8 protein-coding genes are annotated in these 18,275 nt (G+C 68.7%); 6 read left to right on the plus strand and 2 right to left on the minus strand.

Annotated elements, in window-relative coordinates:
- The coding region (locus AC3EUJ_RS16155; protein ID WP_431961919.1) for a DUF3320 domain-containing protein at window positions 1-6,115 on the plus strand (6,115 nt) is incomplete at its 5' end.
- A 94-nt stretch (window positions 6,116-6,209) separates the two neighbouring features.
- Here AC3EUJ_RS16155 and AC3EUJ_RS16160 read toward each other — a convergent pair.
- Window positions 6,210-7,013 (minus strand): CHAT domain-containing protein, encoded by an 804-nt coding sequence (locus AC3EUJ_RS16160; protein ID WP_431961920.1) that lies wholly within the window; start codon window positions 7,011-7,013, stop codon window positions 6,210-6,212.
- A 341-nt stretch (window positions 7,014-7,354) separates the two neighbouring features.
- On the opposite strand from AC3EUJ_RS16160, the gene AC3EUJ_RS16165 reads away from it, so the two are divergent.
- From AC3EUJ_RS16165 to AC3EUJ_RS16185, 5 genes are all read left to right on the plus strand, one after another.
- Window positions 7,355-8,125 carry a hypothetical protein gene (locus AC3EUJ_RS16165; RefSeq protein WP_431961921.1) on the plus strand — a complete coding sequence of 257 codons (771 nt, stop codon included), beginning with the start codon at window positions 7,355-7,357 and terminating at the stop codon, window positions 8,123-8,125.
- 178 nt (window positions 8,126-8,303) lie between these two features.
- Window positions 8,304-9,935 carry a hypothetical protein gene (locus AC3EUJ_RS16170; protein WP_431961922.1) on the plus strand — a complete coding sequence of 544 codons (1,632 nt, stop codon included), beginning with the start codon at window positions 8,304-8,306 and terminating at the stop codon, window positions 9,933-9,935.
- A 130-nt stretch (window positions 9,936-10,065) separates the two neighbouring features.
- Complete coding sequence (locus AC3EUJ_RS16175; RefSeq protein WP_431961923.1) at window positions 10,066-10,365, plus strand: hypothetical protein; 300 nt, start codon at window positions 10,066-10,068, stop codon at window positions 10,363-10,365.
- 166 nt (window positions 10,366-10,531) lie between these two features.
- Window positions 10,532-12,802 carry a hypothetical protein gene (locus tag AC3EUJ_RS16180; RefSeq protein WP_431961924.1) on the plus strand — a complete coding sequence of 757 codons (2,271 nt, stop codon included), beginning with the start codon at window positions 10,532-10,534 and terminating at the stop codon, window positions 12,800-12,802.
- A 70-nt stretch (window positions 12,803-12,872) separates the two neighbouring features.
- Window positions 12,873-14,558 carry an Hsp70 family protein gene (locus AC3EUJ_RS16185; protein WP_431961925.1) on the plus strand — a complete coding sequence of 562 codons (1,686 nt, stop codon included), beginning with the start codon at window positions 12,873-12,875 and terminating at the stop codon, window positions 14,556-14,558.
- A 3-nt stretch (window positions 14,559-14,561) separates the two neighbouring features.
- Here the strand turns inward: AC3EUJ_RS16185 and AC3EUJ_RS16190 are convergent, their stop codons facing one another.
- A complete protein-coding gene (locus AC3EUJ_RS16190; protein ID WP_488180961.1) occupies window positions 14,562-18,098 on the minus strand; it encodes a DEAD/DEAH box helicase in 3,537 nt (1,178 codons plus the stop codon).
- Between the last annotated feature and the right edge of the window lie 177 nt (window positions 18,099-18,275).

The raw sequence follows: 18,275 nt of genomic DNA on the forward strand, positions 1-18,275 counted from the left end.
CACTGCCCGGTCCGTTACCTCGTCCCACGCCGGCTGGGACGTGCAGGGGCGTGGTGTCGTCGCGCTGTTCGCCTCGCACAAGGAGGCGATGTACCAGGATCTCGTCGACAACGAGGCCGCCCTCCTTGGCAGCGACCTCGTCCGCGCGGTGGCTCTGGGGCCGTCGGCCGGGTTCGCGCCCGAGCGCTTCGACTTCGAAGAGGCGGACCTCCAGCGCATCGACCAGCTGTGCCCGCCGGAGAACAGCCCGCTGGTGCTCGACGCGGATGCCTCGCAGCGGCAGGCGATCGCCGCGGCCGTCGAAGGCCGGTCGTTTGTCCTGGACGGCCCGCCGGGCACCGGCAAGAGCCAGACGATCACCAACATGATCGCCGGCCTCATGCACGCAGGCCGCAGCGTCCTTTTCGTGAGTGAGAAGGCTGCTGCGCTCGACGTCGTCCACAGCCGTCTCAAAGCCGTAGGCCTCGATTCGTACGCCTTCGCCCTCCACAGCCACAGCACCAGCCGCAAGGCGGTGGCACAAGAGCTCGGCAAGGCCCTCACCGAGGAACCCAAGGCTCCGAAGCTGCCCGCATACGTGCTGAGCGACACCAAGAAGGTTCGTGAATCGCTGTCCGACTACGCCGCAGCCATGAACGAGTCGAGGCATCCCCTGGAGCGCAGCCTCCATGACGTGATCGGCCGGGTCGCCCAGCTCGCCGACGCGCCCGTCGCCTACCTCACGCCTGCCGGCGCCTCCGGAACGGCGCGGAGCGGATTCCAGGCCGGGCGACTCGACGGCGAACGGCTCGCGGACATCCTGCGGACGGCGCGCGGCATCGCCGACACCTGGCGCGCCGCGGCCGACCCCCACTTCGCCTGGCGCGGGCTCCGCGCCGAGCGACCGCACCCGCGGCCGATGCTCGAGCAGGTCACCGCGGCGCTCGCAGACCTCGTCCAGGCCGTCGCCGACTACCAGGCGCTCAGCACCACCGGCGCGCCCATCACGGACCACGCTGAGACCAGGCGGCTGATCGACCTGCTGGCCACCCTGCCCTCCCGGCCGAACATTCCTGAGCACTGGCTGACAGTCAAGGACGCCTACACGATCGAAGCCGGGATCGACGCCTTCCGGCCGCGCCTGCGGGAGGCCCAGCGCACCCAGCGGCTCGCCGAGCGGCTGGGCGGTCCGCTCTGGCAGGAGATCTCCCCCCGACTCAACCCCGCACCCGGTCAGGAAGAACAGGAACTGGCCGCGCTGCGCCCCGCCGGATTCCCGATCCTGAACTGGACCGAGGACCCCATCCTCCGAGCCTTCGACGATTTCAGCCTGATCGCCAACGAGATGGCCGAGGCGGACCGGGAGCTCCGCGCGATCACCTCGTCGACCGGCCTGTCCTACCCGCAGAACCACGCCGAGGCGCTGGACGTCTGTACGGTCGTCGAACTCGCCCGGGCCGGACACCGGCCTCCGGCTGAGTGGTTCGACCCTCGGGTGCTAAACCAGGCACACGCCGCAGCCGACCGGTTGGCCACCACGGCGTTGGCTGGCTTCGCCGCGGCGGGTGCCCGCACCCGGCAGGCCCGGGAGGCCGCGGTGTCGCGGCTCGGCATGTCCTGGGACAAACTGCCGGACGCCGTTCGTCCCGAAGCACCTGCAAGCGAGCGGGCACTCGACAGGCTCCAGCCCGCCGGGCTGGATCTCTCGGCCTTCACTCGTGACCAGGCGGTCCATGTGCGCGCGCTGTTCGGCGACCGTGCCAGCGCGCTTGCCTCGGCGCAGCAGGACGCCGATCGGGCGGCACGGAGCCTCGGAGTCACGGTGCCGTCCAGCACCCATGCGGCCGATGAACTGTGCGCTCTCATCGACCTGACCCGCACACCCCACCGTCCGCTCGCCGAGTGGCTCGATCCGCAGACCCTCCTCTCGCTCCGCGACGCCGCGGACGACATAGCCACCCTCGTCGGCGAGTTGGGCGCCGCACGCAACGTCGCGGAGCAGGACTTCACCACGGCCGTACTGGACGCCGAGGACTTCCCCGAGCTCGCGCAGCGTCTCGCCGCGCAGCGCAATCCGCTGGGCACCCTGTTCTCCGGGCAGCGGCGCGCCGACCGCCGGCGCGCGGCTGCGATGACCGTCCGGGAAACCTGGAACGGAGAACTGACGGACCGGCTCGACCGGGCCTTGGACTGGCGGGAGAAACACCACCGGCTGCTGGAACGCATCGAGGAGTACCGCGAGCTGCTCGGCCGGTACGCGGACACGGTGATGAGCACACCGGACGTGCTGCGCTCGGCCGTCGACGCGGCGATCGAGATACACCGCCTCGCCCCGGACACCGTCGCGGATCCGGCAGCACGTTCACGGCTTGCCGCCCACCTGGCCGACGGCGCTCCGGCGGACGCGGAGCTGGATGAGCTCGGACAGCGTCTGCGCAAGACCCTCGCCGGCTGGGCAACCGGCTTCGACCTGCCGTATCTGCAGCTCGACAGTACGGCGCTGACGGACCACAGCTGCGACGGGCTGGCGCAGTGGTTGCGAGCCCACACCGGTCCGCTGGATCAGGCGATCGCCCTTCTCGAGGTAGTGGAGGGCGTCCGCGGCACCGGTCAGGAGACCGACTCGGTGCCGCGGCTCACGGTGGCGCAGGCTCGTGAGGCAGTGGAGACCGTCCGTGAGGCACGCGCGGCAACAGCAGCCTTCGAATCGGAAGAGCAGGCCCACCGAGGGCTTCTCGGCAGCCACTACAACGGATTCGAGAGCACTCTCGACCAGCTCCGGAACGGCCTGGACACACAGATTCCGATGGATCGACTGCTGCTCCACGCTGTCGACTGCATCCAGGCACCCGAAGTTTCCGAAAGCGTGTCCGAAGGCCACCGCGTGCTGGGGCGGTACGGCGACCTCGTGCCGCTCGACCTGGGCGCCCTCGCTTCGGCGCTGGACACTGCCGACCGGCTCCACGCTCTGGCGCCGGAAACTTTGGCGGACGTCACGCGGCGGGTGTTGCTGACGGCGCAGCTGGCCGACGGCCGCGTGACGTCTCCGGAGCTGCTGCGGCAGTCCGAGAAGCTCCGCACCCACCTGTCCGCGTGGCGACGCTGGGCCGAGCGCGACACCCTGGCCGGCACGTGCGCGGAGCTGTCGACTCGCCCGGTCGCCGATGCGGCCGACTGGTTCCAGGCCCACCTGGCACCCCTTGAGGATGCGGCCTCCCTGGTCCGATCCGTACGCCGGGTGCTCGCCGACGGTGGCAGACACGATTCGGACATCAGCCTCGCGCAGTGCCGCGACGTGATCGCCGCTGTAGTGGCCGCACGCCGTGCCGAGTCCACCCTTGCGAAGAACGAGGAGGCCGACCGCGAGCTGCTCGGCGGGCTCTATCAGGGAGCCGACACCGACTCCGCCGCATTGCACACGGCGCTCGACTGGGCGCATCGGGCACGACGGGCAGCGGACGGCCGCCAATCGGCACCACTGCGGGCAGAGGCCGCTCACCTGCTGTGCGAGGCTGACCCCGACCCTGGGGTGGCTCGGAAGTTCTCGGACTGGGAACGCCTCAGCGCCCAGTTGGTCGAGTACTTCTCGCGTGAGACCGGACGTGCGCTCCGGGCCCGCCTGGAAGAATCATTCGATTCGGCGAAACTGGCACTGCGCGCTCTGAATGACGACACCAAGGGCCCCGACGAGTGGCGCGACCACTGCACACACCTCGAGCATCTGCGCGGCTTCGATCTTGGAGCACTGGTCCGCGAGTGCGCAGACCGAGGCATCGACGGCGAGCAGTTCCCCGACACCGTCGAAAGGGCCGTCCTCCAGAGCTGGATCGAGGAGCAGCTGGCCCAGGACCCCCGGTTGCGTCCCGTCAATGCCTCCGACCGCGATCAGCTCGTCGAACGCTTCCAGGCCCTCGACCGGCAGCTGGTGGAGACCGCTCACGCGACGGTCATCGAGGCCTGCAACGCCCGCCGCCCGCGCCGTCTGTCGTCCGGGGGGCAGGCGGGGGAGATCCTGCGGCAGTCGCAGCTCAAGCAGAGGCACATGCCGGTTCGTGAACTGCTGGGCCGGACCCGCGACGTCGTCAAGTTGATCAAGCCGTGCTTCATGATGAGCCCGCTTACGGTCAGCCAGTTCCTGCCCGCCGACTTCCGGTTCGACGTAGTGATCTTCGACGAAGCGTCCCAGGTGCGGCCACAGGATGCGATCAACTGCGTGTACCGGGGTGACGCCCTCATCGTCGCCGGCGACCAGAAGCAGCTGCCGCCGACCTCCTTCTTCAGCGCCTCGGACGAAGACGAGGACGATGACGACTGGACCAACGACAGCGGAACCTTCGAGTCCATTCTGGACGTCGGCAAGGCGAGTGGCGTGATCCGCAGCATTCCTCTGCGGTGGCACTACCGCTCCATGCACGAGGACCTGATCACCTTCAGCAATCGGTCGTTCTACGAGAACTCCATGGTCACCTTCCCCGGTGCCCTGGAGGAGGGGAACGACATCGGCGTCGCCTTCTTCAAGGTCGACGGCGTCTACGACCGCGGTGGGCGTCGCGACAACCGCATCGAAGCCGATGCGGTGGCCCAACGTGTCATCCACCATTTCGCCACCCGTCCCGGACTCAGTCTCGGCGTGGTGGCCCTGTCCCAGGCCCAGGCTCAGGCGATCGAGGAGGCCGTGCAGAACGCCCGCGCGGGCCGCCCCGATCTGGACCGCTACTTCAACGAGGACCGCCTGGACGGCTTCTTCGTGAAGAACCTCGAGACCGTCCAGGGCGACGAGCGCGACGTGATGATCCTTTCTATCGGCTACGGCCCCAGCGCACCGGGGGCAAGGCCCCATGGCAACTTCGGCCCCATCAACAAGGACGGCGGATGGCGTCGGCTCAACGTCGCCGCCACCCGGGCACGCAGGCGCATGGAGGTGGTGGCCTCCTTCGACGGCGGGCAGCTGCCGGATCAGAGCAATCCGAGCGTGCAGCACCTGAAGCGCTTTCTTCTGTACGCACAGTCCGGACCTGCGGTGCTGGAAGTCGCGAACGCTGATCCCACTGCAGAGACCGAGAGTCCCTTCGAGGAGGAGGTGTACCGGGTCCTCACAAGCTGGGGCTACGAAGTTCAGCCCCAGGTAGGGGTGGCCGGCTACCGAATCGACCTCGGCGTCCGTGATCCCGGACGTCCCGGCGTCTACGCCCTCGGCGTCGAGTGCGACGGGGCGATGTACCACTCGTCACGTGCGGCGCGGGACCGGGACCGGCTGCGCGAGTCGGTACTGCGCGGTCTCGGGTGGCGCCTGCACCGGATCTGGGGCACGGACTGGTACCGCAACCGCGCCGAGGCCGAGGCACGGCTCAGGCAGGGCGTCGAACAGGCCATCGCGGCAGGCCCGGTTTCCGACCGCACGGTGCGGATTCCCGATCACACCGTGGCAGCAGGCACGCCTGAGATCGCACGATCTGAATCCGTGGCGACCGCCAGCGACACACGTCCGGTCACCGCTCAGCCGGTCACGGAGTTCGTGACCGTCGAGGCCGACGATGCCCCCGAGTCGAGTTGGAGCACGAACTACCGGAGGCTGAGCGAGTCCGAGCTGATCCAGCTCCAAAAGACCCTGGCCACCCAGCACCGCAGCAGGGGCCTGGATCTGACCGACCCTGGCGCCACGACTGCCCTCGTCGAGCTTGTGCACAGGATTCTCAACGCTGAGGGCCCTATCCACATAGAGGTGCTGTACTCCCGGGTGCGCGACGCCTGGCAGAAGGGCCGTTCCGGCAAGGTGATCCAGGACCGGATCTCCAGCGCGGTCACTACCTTGGTACGCAAGAGGCAGGCGGTCAGCGACGGTCAGTTCATCGACCTGGCACGCCGGAAGCAGGTTCTGGCCCGACGTCCCGGGATTGAAAAGCCCCGCAAGGTCGAGCACGTTCCCATCGCCGAGCGGCACACGGCCCTGACCGGTCTCGTCACGGAGATTCCCGGCATCACTGTCGAGGAACTCGTGAAGGAGTCCGCCCGCTTCTTCGGCTGGAGCCGTGTCGGCCCGGACATCCGCACCGTCCTGCTCGAGGACATCGAATCCCTGACCGCGTCCGGGGCAATAGCGGAGTCGGCGACGGGCTTGACCGCCCACGCGCAGTAGACGCCTCACCGGCGCACCTGTCCGGACTGGGGCCAAGCAGGCGCCTTCTTGGTGGCCTCTGGCTTCAGTCCGGACGAGGCGAAAGCAAGCGCGATCAACCGAATGCCGGCATGTGCCCGTACCCCCGAGGCGGTCCCGGCAGCCACGCGGCCATGTGGGAGTAGGCCGCCGAGTCCGCCGGATGGGCGAAGTCCACGCCCTCGGAGGGGCGTCGCACCAACTCCCGCCATAACAGGCGGGTCGTCGCTGTAGGCAGCTCCGGATCGCCGTGCGCGGGCCACAGCCACTCGATCTTCTCCTGGTTGATGGTTTCCCGAACCCATCGCTGCGCGGTGCACAGGGACTCGGCAGGAGAGAGACCCGACAACTGCCACTCCAGGTAGAACTGGGCGGTGATCAGGGAGTTGGCGAGTCCACCGACCGCCCATTGGCTTGCGACGACTCCTGCCACTCCGAGTTGGACGAAACCCATGGCGAGGCTAATGACCACGTCGGGCAGATCCTGCCGGGGACATGGGAGCTCGGGGTCGCCGACGTCCAACACCGGCCATACCCAGGTGCACTCGGTACAGGCATGCCGGCTGTAGGGCAACGGGATGGGATCGCCCGGCAGGAAGCCGCCCCCCTGGTTGGGCGGACCGCCGCGATCCTCCACCAGGGCGGGGACCAGGACGTCGACGCGCTTGCGCAGGCCAGGTTCAGCGACCATGAGCTCCCAGAGCCGGTCGGCGGCCTCCTCCCAATCGTCGCCGTAACCCAGCCTGCGTGCGACGAGCAACGCCTCCCGTAGAAGCGACGAGATGTCTTCGGCGTCGTCCGGAAGCAGCTCAGGCAACTCAAGGATCACGATTCCTGCCACAAGGATGATGGCTAGAAATCCGTCCTGCGGTTCCTCCACTCCGTCTCCATCAGCATTCGCTTCGTCCCCGTGAACGACGTGAGCTGCGCCGTCTGTCAAGACGCGCGCAGGGGCGCACGGTGGAGTGCGCTCAGGCGGCGTCCACCTGCCAGCCCTTGCGGGGTCGAGTTGCCAGAGGCTGGTGGTGGCGAGGACGAAGTCGTCTGCGGTCGCTCCGGCACATCGTGGATTGCCATTACTCGCCAACTCACGCTTACCGCATGATTGATAACCCCGGTTATCGGACTCTTTCATGACCTCCACGGTCAATGCGGGGCACCTTTGCCTGCATCGCCACACGCCAGCGTGCGCATTGCACGAAGACCTGGAGGTTCCCTGCCATGACCAGTACGCCTTCCACGCCGTCCACTCCCCAGCAGCCCGACGGATCCGGCCGGGCCGCCGGCTGCGGTGCCGTGTCGCAGATGCCCCCTGCCTACGCGCAGCCGCTGGCCGGGAAGAAGCCGTCGCGGGGCGGAGCGTGGCTCACCCACGGTGTTTCAGCGCTCGTCGCGCGGATCGCGGCGCCCATGACCCACCCGCGCAAGATCGTCCTCGCCGTGACCGCGGTGGCCGTGGGCTGCTCCCTGAGCGCCTGCTCCACCATCGGCGGCACCGAGACCGACACCGCGACGCCGACGGCCACCGTCAGCGCCTCGCAGGACGGCCAGAGCGCCCAGGACACCGAGGACACCCAGGACGACTCCGACGGTGACACCATCACCGTCGCGCTGGACAAGATCGCCACGTGGAACAACGGTGTCCAGGCGCACCTGAGCGGCTTCAGCCGGGGCACCTCCGGCGAGTACGCCTCTCCGTCCGGCAAGGCGTACCTGGCTTTCTCGGTCACTGTGCAGAACGGCTCCAAGTCCCCGCTCGACCTGAGCATGGTCAGCTTGTCCTGCCCCGACGGTGCCGACGAGATCTTCGACACGGATGCGGGTTTCGGCGGCACGCCGGACGCGCACCTGCTGCCGGGCAAGTCGCAGACCTGGAAGGAGGCGTGCGTGTTCGCGAAGACGGCCAAGAGCGTCCAGATCGAGATCATGCCGATGGACACCTCTGGCTCGGGTTGGTACCGCACGGCGATCTTCACGGGTCAGGTGCGGTAGCCACCGTCCTTCGGTGGGGCCCTTCCGGGCGTCCTCAGCATCCCCGCACGGCCGGGGGCCTCACGCCTTCGCCGCACCAGGCGCACCCCGAGGTAGCGCCCATGGGTCGCCCGTACCCACGCCGGTCACACCATGCGCACGGCCCCACTCACCACCACTCGCGACCCGGAAGGCCATTGTGACGATCACCGAGCACACGGATCTGGTCCGTCGCTTTGCCGAGGACTTCACCGCCCTGCAGGAGGCTGTCCTCGCACGAATGAACGGGATCTGCGCCGCGGAGATCTCCGCGGCCCTGGAACACGCTTCGCTCGTCGGCCCCATCGCCATCGCTCTCGCCCACGCTGACGTCCTCGCTCGCGGGGACGTCCGGCGAGCGGAGCTCTCGGCCCAGCCCGCCGAGCGGCTGCGGCGGCTGCGGGAGCACGCGCGCAAGGTGCGCCGGGCCCGGTCGCAGGCGGACGCTGTGTGCAAGGAGCAGCGTGCCCGCCGCCTTGCCGGACTCTCCCGGCCGGTGGACATGCTGGAGCTGCGGGTGGCGCGTTCCGCGTACCCGGAGGCCTACGGCGAGGCCCTGCGGAAGGAACTCCGTGACAGGGGGCTGCCGGAGGCGACATCGCAGGCGCCCGAAAGCGACCTCGCCCGGTGGGCGTGGGAGCAGGAATCGGCAGGCGGCGAACTGCCGGCACCGGTGCGCGCACTGCGGGACTGCCACGACGACGCCTTCGTCCAGGCCCTGCTGCGCGACGCGAGGGAGGATGAGAACCCGTACCTCCCGCACGACGCGGTGGTCGAACGGTGGAGCCGGCAGGCCCGTTCCGCGCTGGCCTGGGGTCGCTACGCCATCGGCCAGGCCGAACGGGACGCACTCGCCTGCCCTCTCCCTGCACGGCGCGCGCGGCTTGACGCCCTGGAGGACGCCTACCAGGACGCCGCGGTTCTCGCTGCCCGCGCCCGCGAGGCCAGACTCCGGGTCGCAGATCTCCATGACCGGATGCGGGCATGCGTGGCCACGGGAGCTTTCACGGAGCTCGTCGCACAGTGCCGCGCCGCAGCTCTGGAACGCTTCGCCGCCGGCGAGCCCGAGTTGTGGCATGCGCTGTGTGAGCTGACCGCCCGGCACCAGGCACACTGCGCTGAACGGGCCGACGCCTGCCCGCAGTGCCACCGCGCGCTCGCCACCATCCTCATCGACGGCACTCCCGCCGACATGCGCGAGGACGGCGACGGCGGACGTTCCACGGCAACGTCCCTGGCTGACAGGGACCGTTACGCCCTGCTCACCGACCTTCCCGGCACCGCCGTCGTGGCCGTTGCCGACGCCGCGGTCGGTGACGACTCCGCGCTGTGCGGCTACGGCTGGGCTGCCGAGGACGGGACAACCGGACACGGCGAGTCCATGGCCTCAAGCAGCGGCGAAGCCGAAGTCATCGGCATCTGTACGGCCGCCCTCAGCCTCCTCGACCGCCACGAGGAAGCGCCCATAGTCCTCCTGTGCGACAGCATCGAGGCAGTCGAGGCGACGAACGCGGCCCTGGACAGCGCAGACCCGGCAGCGGCCCACCGCACGCTCCTCTTCCCGGAGGGCAGGCACCTCATGGACCGCCTGCTGCGCCACCGCGACCGCGTGCAGGTCCGCTGGCTCAAGGGGCACATCGGACATGACCTCAACGAAACCGCCGACGTCCTCGCCGGCCTCGCCCTCCGCCGCGCCACCGGGCGTATGTCGCCCTCCGCGGCCCGCAAGGAGGAAGCGCGGATCCTGCGCTCACTCGGCTCCCTGGACCGCCCCCTCCCGGCGGCCGCCTGATGCCCGAGTCCGGCAGCAGTTCGGCGATCAAGCCGGCTCCGGACAGCACACGCGGTGCCTGCTCGCCGTCGGCCTCTCCCAGCAGTTCCCCCTGGTTGCCTGAGCTCCTTCATGAGAAAGGAACCCGTCGATGCCCGTCTGGTACGCATACGTCGAGTTCGCCGCCGACGGCCCCGCCCTCCCCGACGAGGTGTGGGACCGCTTGCATGGACTGCTGCACGAGGCCGGTCACTCTCCCTCGGTTGGTTGCGCCCCGAACGGCAACGCGTCGGTGCGCCTGTGCACGGAAGCCGGCACCGCCGAGGATGCCGTCGAACTGGCGGCCAAGATCGCCTCCCAGGCCATCGAGACGGTTCACCGGTCCTGCACTGTCGTTGGCCTGGAGGTCATGACCGAGGCTGAGATCGACAGGCGCAACAGCGCCGACTGACTGCCGGGCACGACGGAGGCCACCACCTGCCGATCGGTCCAGCACGTCGCCATCGACGCGGGCCAGGAGTAGGCCGACCGTAGCGGCGAAACCGTGGTCAAGAACTACGGCCAACGTCCCTTGGTTCGCCCTGCCCGGTCCGTCGGCGGACCGATAGTGTGAGCTCGTGGAAAGCGGATATCTGGTGATGCGCCGTCAGGACGGCATTAGAGGCGAAAAGTACGTAGGAACGGTCCGCCTGGTCGAGGACGACAGTGCCGTCATCGAGTGGCCGGGAGGCCGACGAGAGCGGATCCCGCTGCCGCCGACCTCCAACATCACGGTCATACCGGTCGGATCGGTGCGGTACCAAGCGCTGAGAGACTCCCAACGGCTGGAGAAGGAGTTCTCGAAGTCGCCCGTGCCCGTCCTGGTGGCACTCCTCGAAGAGGTTGGCGGAGAGGTGACCGTCAGACAACTGCAGGATGAGACACGTAGGCTCGGGCTGGCCGGTGAACACGACCGCACTTGGTGGAACCGCATCCGTCAACGCCTGCTTGCACATCCTCGGGTCACCGAGAGCAAGCCGAACGGTCCTTTGAAGATCATCGATGAGCCGGTCGATCCGTTCGAGAAAGAGCGGAGTCTGCCGGCACGGGAGGCCTTGGAATTCCTGGCGACGCCGGCAACCAAGCGCGAAAGAGGACTCGAACAGGCACTGCGGGAAGCGGTCTGCGCCGGACAGTCGGAACTGGCCACGTACGAGCGCGTCGCGGCTCACGCGCTTAAGGCGGCTCTGCGCCCATGGCCGACGGAAATGAACGAATACACCCCCCAGGGCGTCTCCCAAAAAGTGCTGGCCATGGCCGTGGAATTCCTAGCCGACGTGACGAAGGGCCAGCGCCACGCCCAGAGCGCGACGGCCCAGCCGTCGCCGAAGCTGGGTAAGGCGGGCGCCCCGCCGGTTGCGGCAGTCACGCCCCTTCTGGTGGGCTTGGTGACGACCCCGGAGGGCAGCGCCGCAGCCGACGAGGCGGCGAAACTACCGCGTGGGCTCATGGCGCAGGCGTGTGTCATGGCGGTCATGGCCCGCTTCGAGGCCGAGGAGGCGGGCGCCGACCACCTGCTGCGTCGCGGCGCCGTACTGCTCCCATGGGCGATCGCCGAAAGCCCCCTGGCACCCGCCGCGCGACGCGAAGCCTTTGCGGAGGAACTCCTTGTGCGGGCGCTGGGTCTCCTCCTGCGATCCGCCGGGCAGCGGCTCCCGTCCGACCCCGAGTGCCAGTGGGTCGACTTGGTCCTGGCCGCGGTGCCCGAGCACACACTTCGGCGCGGTATTGCCGCGACCAGCGCCGAGGATCTGGCGGCGGCGCTGGAGGCACTTCCGGATCGCCCGGACGGAGGCCGCGAGAGGGCGAAACGTGTCCTGGCATCGCTCGCCAGCGTGCCGGACGACCCCGAGCAACCTGAATCGCCCGCCGCTCCCGCGTCGGAAGCCGCGAAGCCCACCGCCTCCTCCTCCGCCGAAAGCGGTTCCGCCTCGGCTGCGGATGCCTCACCGGAAGAGCAGAAGACGCAGGAGCCACAGAGCGAACCCGCGACAACGGCCGCCCCTGCCGATACGGACGCCCCGGCGCAGGAGCCGGAGGCCGACGGCGACGGCAACGCCACTGACGACGCCGCTCCGACCCCGGAGGCGTTGAGCGAAGAGTCGAAACCACAGGAGCCGGAGCCCGAGCCCGTGACAAGGGCCGCCCCTGCCGAGGCCGAGGCCCCAGCGCAGGATCCGGAGATGGCAGCTGAAACACCCGCGGTCACCGCGGAGGCTCCGTCTCGTGCACCGGAACCCACTCCCGAGGAGCGCAGCCGCCACGACGTCGCTCTGAGTCGCGAACGCGCTGTGGCTCATGCGCTGCGCAGTGAGCGGGACCAGCTCAAGCAGGATCTTGCGGCCAGTGAGCGCCGGTACGACCGTGCGGGTGAGGAATTCGCCGAGCTGCGCACCCGACTCGATGCCGTGACGGCGGAGCTGGCGGCTGCCACTCGGCGCGGAGAGGCGTTGACCCTGCAGGCACAGCGGCGGGAGCAGGAGCTGCGGCAGTCGCGTCAGACGGGACGAGCCGCCTCGCAGGCGCAGTTGCGGCAGGCGCGAATCGACGGGCTCCGAGTGCTCGCGACTGTGCTGGCGGAGGTTGCCGACCAGGCGGCGCACGCGACGGACGAGTCGGATCCGTCCCGTGCCTTGTACCGGAGGGTCCTGGCCCAGGCGGCGACGGCCGGTCTCGTGGACATCGGCACCAGCGGCGAGGAGACCGAATTCGATCCCTCACGCCATCAGGCACCGACCGGCGCGGCGGAGCAGGTCGTCGTCGAGCGGCCGGGATTCGCCTGGCGGGCCGCAGGTTCTCAGGAAGAAGTCGTACTGCTGCCAGCCCTGGTCCGGCGAGCAGAACCGTAGTCAGACACGGATCACAGGGGCCGTTCGCACCATCCGGTTCGTCGGACGGCCGGCCCTCAGGAGGACACGCGTGAGCGATGACAGACCGCTGGTAGGCATAGATTTCGGTACGGCAACGACGCTGGTGGCCCAGCGAATGCCGCACAGCTACGCCGAGACCGTGCCGATCGGCGCCAGTACGGCCTGGATACCCAGTGTCGTCGCCGCCTCACCGCGCGGTGAGCTGGTGTTCGGGGAGGCTGCGGAGGCCACCGGAGGCGCCGGGGCCATACGTTCCGTCAAGCAGCACATCACCGGCGAACGGAACGAGCCGCTGCTGCTCAGAACGGACGCCACCAACGCGGCGGCGTTCACTCCAGACCAGCTCATCGTGGGCCTGCTGCGGCATGTGATGCTGCTGGCGAAAGCCAACGGGGCCGAGGTCGACGACGCGGACTTCCGCCTCGCCTGCCCGGCGATTTGGGACGGGTCCCGCCGCAAGCGGCTGGCGTACCTCGCCACCGAGGCCGGGATCCCGATGGCCGTCGCCAACATCGTTGACGAGCCGATCGCAGCCGGACTGGCCTGGTCCGAGGGGCTCCACGACCGCGACGGTTACGCCCCTGAAGGCACCGTCCTGGTCTTCGACTACGGCGGTGGCACGCTCGACATCGCGCTCATGTCGGTGGGTGAGGACCTCGACGACGCCGAGCCGGAACTGACCGTCCTGTCGGCCCGGGGTGTCGCGGAGGCCGGCGACGACCTGGACCGCCGGATCGCGGAGGATCTGGAACGGGACCTGGGGGCAGCAGGCTTCCCGGTCGATCGTCTGCCCGAACCGCAGACCGTGCGGTCGCTGCTCCTGCTGGCCGCCCGCCGCCTCAAAGTCCTGCTCTCCGATACGCGCTTCGGTACCCAGAGCGTGCCGATCGGCGGCGGTTACACGTCCCTGCCGATGCTGGAGTACACGCGGGAGCGCCTGGAGCGCGCCTTCCGTCCGCAGTTGGACAGGGCAATGCATCAGGTTAGAGCCGCCCTGTGCGATCGGCGTTTGCGCCGCCGGACGCTACCGGACCTGGACTCACTCGCCCGGACGCCCCTGGAGGAACTGGCCCGCGACGTCCAGTACGTCCTCCTGGCCGGCGGCATGTCGCAGATCCCCCTCGTGCGCGAGGAGTTCGTACGCATCTTCCCTCACGCCCAAGTGGAGTACGACCAGTCGCTGGACGCGCCGGAGGAATCCGTCGCGACCGGTCTGGTAGTGCGCTCCGACCGCTACCACCGTCTATCGCTTCCCCGGCCGGGCTTCGACCTGGTGCTGGAGTGGCAGGACGAGTACGGCAATGTCCACCGTGAGACGCTCTACCCGGCCTTCGAGCCGCTCTACACCATGGAACAGGTCTTCCGCCGCGAGAGGGACCTCGCCTACCGGTACGAGACGCAGGTCCGCGGCCTGACCCGGGACGGCACCGCGGCGCTGCGCGCCCTGTCGGTCGACGGCGACCCGCTGGACTTCCTGGTTGACGGCCGTCCCACGCCTCACCTTCCGGTCTCGTTGCGGCGGTACACAGAGTTCACGTTCTCGCTGAAGGTCTCCGGCGAGATCTACGTAAGGGACTGCGCCTACCGCGAGTCACGCTTCCGCGTGGACCGGTGGCCGATCCTGCGCGGGGGCGAACGCACCTCCGTGAAGCTGAGCACCATGAACAAGGTCCCGGGGCAGCAGGGTGCTGACGCGTTCAAATTTACCGACTTCTACTCCCACCCCCACCAGTGATCGTCAGCCCTCGACCAGCACCAGCGCCACCGCCTCGGTGGAGAGGCTGAAGCGGGAGTCTCGGTCCATCTGAGCGAGGCGGGCCTCACGCTGGGTCTCCAGGTGACCGACTCGGCTGGCGTGAAGGCGCCTGATGGATGAATTGTCCACCTCGTCGGCGAGTCGGCGGGCCTGCTCGATCTTGTGGCGGAAGGTGTCGACCACCGTCGCGCGCCGACCCGCCGCCACGGCGTCGTTCTCCGCCTCGTAGCTGTCCTTGGCCTGGTACTCCTTCTCCGCCGCCAGACCTTGCACGGCATCGAGGATCCCCGGCAGGGACGCCGACACCCGAGCCGACAGGGCCTGCGGCACGTCTGCGAGGTGGCCGGCGGCAAGGGCGGTCAGCAGCGCGGTCCCCACCTCTGGCACCTCCCTGCCCGTAGTGGTGTCGAGGGTGGTGGTCCACAGCTCGCGGCGGGGACGGGCACCGTCCACTCGGGCAAGCGTGACCTGCACCAGGTAGCGGGACCCCGGCGGCAGTCCGGGTACCCGTACCCGGCCGTAGCGGCCTAGCCTCCCCTCGTGCTCCGCGAACCACCAGTGCGCGGTACGCACCAGGGGATGCCGCACGCTCAGCAGCGGTGCACCCGTCTCCGTGCTGGTACGGGAGGTGAAGCAGGCACGCAGCGCCTGCTGCGCGCCGCCCCCTACCCGCGCCATCAGGTCGCTGCCCCTGGGGAACGGGAAGGCTCCCGCGCTGCTGGCGTCGTACATGGTCTTGCGCAGCTCTGCGCTGCCGGTGATGTCGACCAAGTCCTCGGCATCCGCAACCTGCCGCACCTTGCCGTATCCGGTTTCCTCGAGGAACGCCTCCACCAGCCCCCGCAGTTCCTTGGGACCGAGGTAGCGGCCGCGGCCTGGGCTCTCCTCGTCGAAGCCCTCCACGAGGAGATCGTCCAGACCGGTGAGGACCTCCCTGGCCTTTTCCAGGGTCCGGATGTCCTTCTCACGGTCCACCCGGGCGACCTCGATCCGCTCGATCTGACGGCGGCGCTCCTGCGGGCTGAGACTCGGATCCAGCACGACGCGCTGAAGGTTGCGGAGGCTGCCGCGCAGGATCGGCTCGAGCTCTCCGATGGAGGACCGGAAGACGCCGATGCGTTGGTACAGGCGCTGGAAGATGTCGGTCTCGATGGTGCCCGGCACCTGCATATTGAAGATGAAGATCTTCTCGTGCTTCTGCCCGAACCGGTCCAGACGGCCGATGCGCTGCTCCACCCGCATCGGATTCCACGGCAGGTCGTAGTTGACCAGCACGTTGCAGAACTCGAAGTCCAGACCCTCACTGCCGACCTCGCTCACCAGGAGCAGATCGAAGCGCCCAGCCCGGAAGTCCGCCATGATGCGGGTGCGCTCCTCCTGCGGCACGCCGCCGTGCATGACCCGCACACGAAACTCATCGTGGAGCCTGCCAGCCAGATACTCCAGGGTGCGGGTGAAGAAGGAGAAGACCATGGCCTGCCGAAGTCCCTTGGTCCGGGCGTTCCTGAGCATGGCGACGAAGGCGTCGTACTTCGTGTCGGGCAGCGGCTTGAGAAGCTCGGGCAGGCGACGTGCCAACTGCTCGGCCTCGTTGTCGGCCGCCCGGGCGACATCATCCGCAGCGATCTCGCTCTCCGTGTGGTCCTCCAGCAGCAGCTCCTCTTCGATCCCGTGGTCGGCGGCTTCCTCCTGGAAGCGTTCCCGCAGCCGCTTCTGCATGGCAGGGATGCAGCTTGCGGCCTGCCGAAGCCACATCTGCGCGGCGAACCCCGCAGCCGTACCGCTGCGGGCGGCCCGCTGAAGGCACCAGTCGTGCAGCCGCTCATAGAACTCGCGCTCTTGCACGCTCCACTGGACCTCTACGTCCTCGGGCTGTCGCACCGCCTTCGCATCGGGGGTGTCCGCCTTCCGGGTGCGGGTCACAATGCCAGCCAAGGCATTGAGATCCGCGATGCACCTCCTGGCCTCGGACAGCTGCCGCACCGTCAACGCGTCCGAAGTATCAAGAATCCGCTGAAGGCGCTTGAACTCAGGTCGTCTGGTGACCAGTTGCCCGAACCGCGACCCATTGACACGCTTCAGGGTCGGCAGAAGCGCCTTCCCTCCACCTGGGGTGTTCCCCGCGCCCTGCGCGAGACGGGCGGCGACACCGTTCAGATGGCCATTGGGCTCCAGTTGGCTCTCGAAGACGCGAGAATCGGGGAACGCGCTCGGGTCGAGTAGGTGGACAAGGGTGTACAGGTCCTGATTGCCGAGGTTCAGTGGGGTCGCCGAGAGGAAGATCAAGGCGTCGGCCCAGTCCGCCAGCTGACTCACCGCAGCATGACTCCTGCTGGCCGGATTCCGCACATAATGGGCTTCGTCGACGATCACCAGGTCGAAGCGGGGTTCGAGCTTGGCGAGTTCGGTGAGCTGGCCCGCACGCCGCAACCGCTCCAGCGAAACCACCCCCGCGAAGGGCTGCTCGTCCTCGCCCCGGCGCAACAACGACAGCAGCTCCTCCATGCCCTCGTTGTCGAGGACGCGCAATTGCCGATCGAAGCGCTGACTCATCTCGTCGCGCCACTTGTGCACCAGCGCCGCCGGGCAGACCACCAGCCCACGAAAGTGAAGGGCAGCGCGCCGCCCTGCCGTGCGTGCCAAATGTGTACGCTGCTCCAGCTCGTTCCATATCAGCCCCGCCTCGATGGTCTTGCCCAGACCCACCTCATCGGCGATCAGCAGCCTCTGGCGGTCGGAGTTCATCAGCTTGAGTACCGGGCGGAACTGGTACGGCCGGAAAACCGTACGGCTCGACTGGAACGAGTACACCGTATCGGTGAGCGGCGTGCTCAGCTTGGCCAGCGTCAGTCTCAACGCCGTATCCGTGGCCGACACAGGAGCGTCGCGAATCCAGTCCTCCGGCTCGTCGGACGTGTCGTCGACGGCCTCCAGGGCGTCCTCGAAGACCTTGATCGGCCTCCGGTCGAGGCCACGCAGCGTGTACTGATGGCCGGCACCGCGCACCGCACGCACACCGGTGACTGTGAAAACTCCGTCCCGAGCGGCCACGCGTACGACGTCTCCCACCGCGTGGGCCGCAGGAGCAGCCGACGCACCGCTGCGCGCGCTCTCCCTCCACTCCCGATAGAACATCAGGGCGCGGTGCAGCATGTGGTCGTCGTCAACGTCCCGAAGCCGCTTGTAGTCGGACGGAACCGAGTCGCCACCACTGCTCAGCACGAGCGCAGCCGATACGACACCAGACGGCCGCCGCCTCGACTGGAACACGTACACCCCGGACGGCAGGGTGCGGGCCTCCGCGAGCGCGACCGTCGGAATCTGGCGCATGTGCGGCAGGCCAAGCCGGTCCGCAGCCCCCTGGACGTCGTAGAGAACCTCCGGTACGTCACCCACCAACCCGCGGGCACCGTCCATGTCCCCCCATGGGCTGTACCGCAGCCGCATCATGTCGTCATCCACGGGCACCCCGCTCGATACGTCCGAGCCTTCACCGTCGAATGCCTTAGGTCCGCTCATTGCCCCCACCCCTGCCGTGCCTTACCCCCCAGCGGTGCCAAACACACGATAGCCACGCGGGTCGCCCACCGAGACGGCTCCTCCGACCTTGCCGCTTAACGGTGTCGACACAATGCCACGCTGCGAAATTCCCATTGGGACGGCAGCTTGATAACCGGGGTTACCAGTCTGCATTAG

This window comes from Actinacidiphila sp. bgisy160 (genome assembly GCF_057707815.1).

Coding starts and splice junctions, on each gene's coding strand:
- AC3EUJ_RS16165 (WP_431961921.1), top strand. CDS start 7,355: ATGACCAGTACGCCTTCCACGCCGTCCACTCCCCAGCAGCCCGACGGA.
- AC3EUJ_RS16175 (WP_431961923.1), top strand. CDS start 10,066: ATGCCCGTCTGGTACGCATACGTCGAGTTCGCCGCCGACGGCCCCGCC.
- AC3EUJ_RS16190 (WP_488180961.1), bottom strand. CDS start 18,098: ATGAGCGGACCTAAGGCATTCGACGGTGAAGGCTCGGACGTATCGAGC.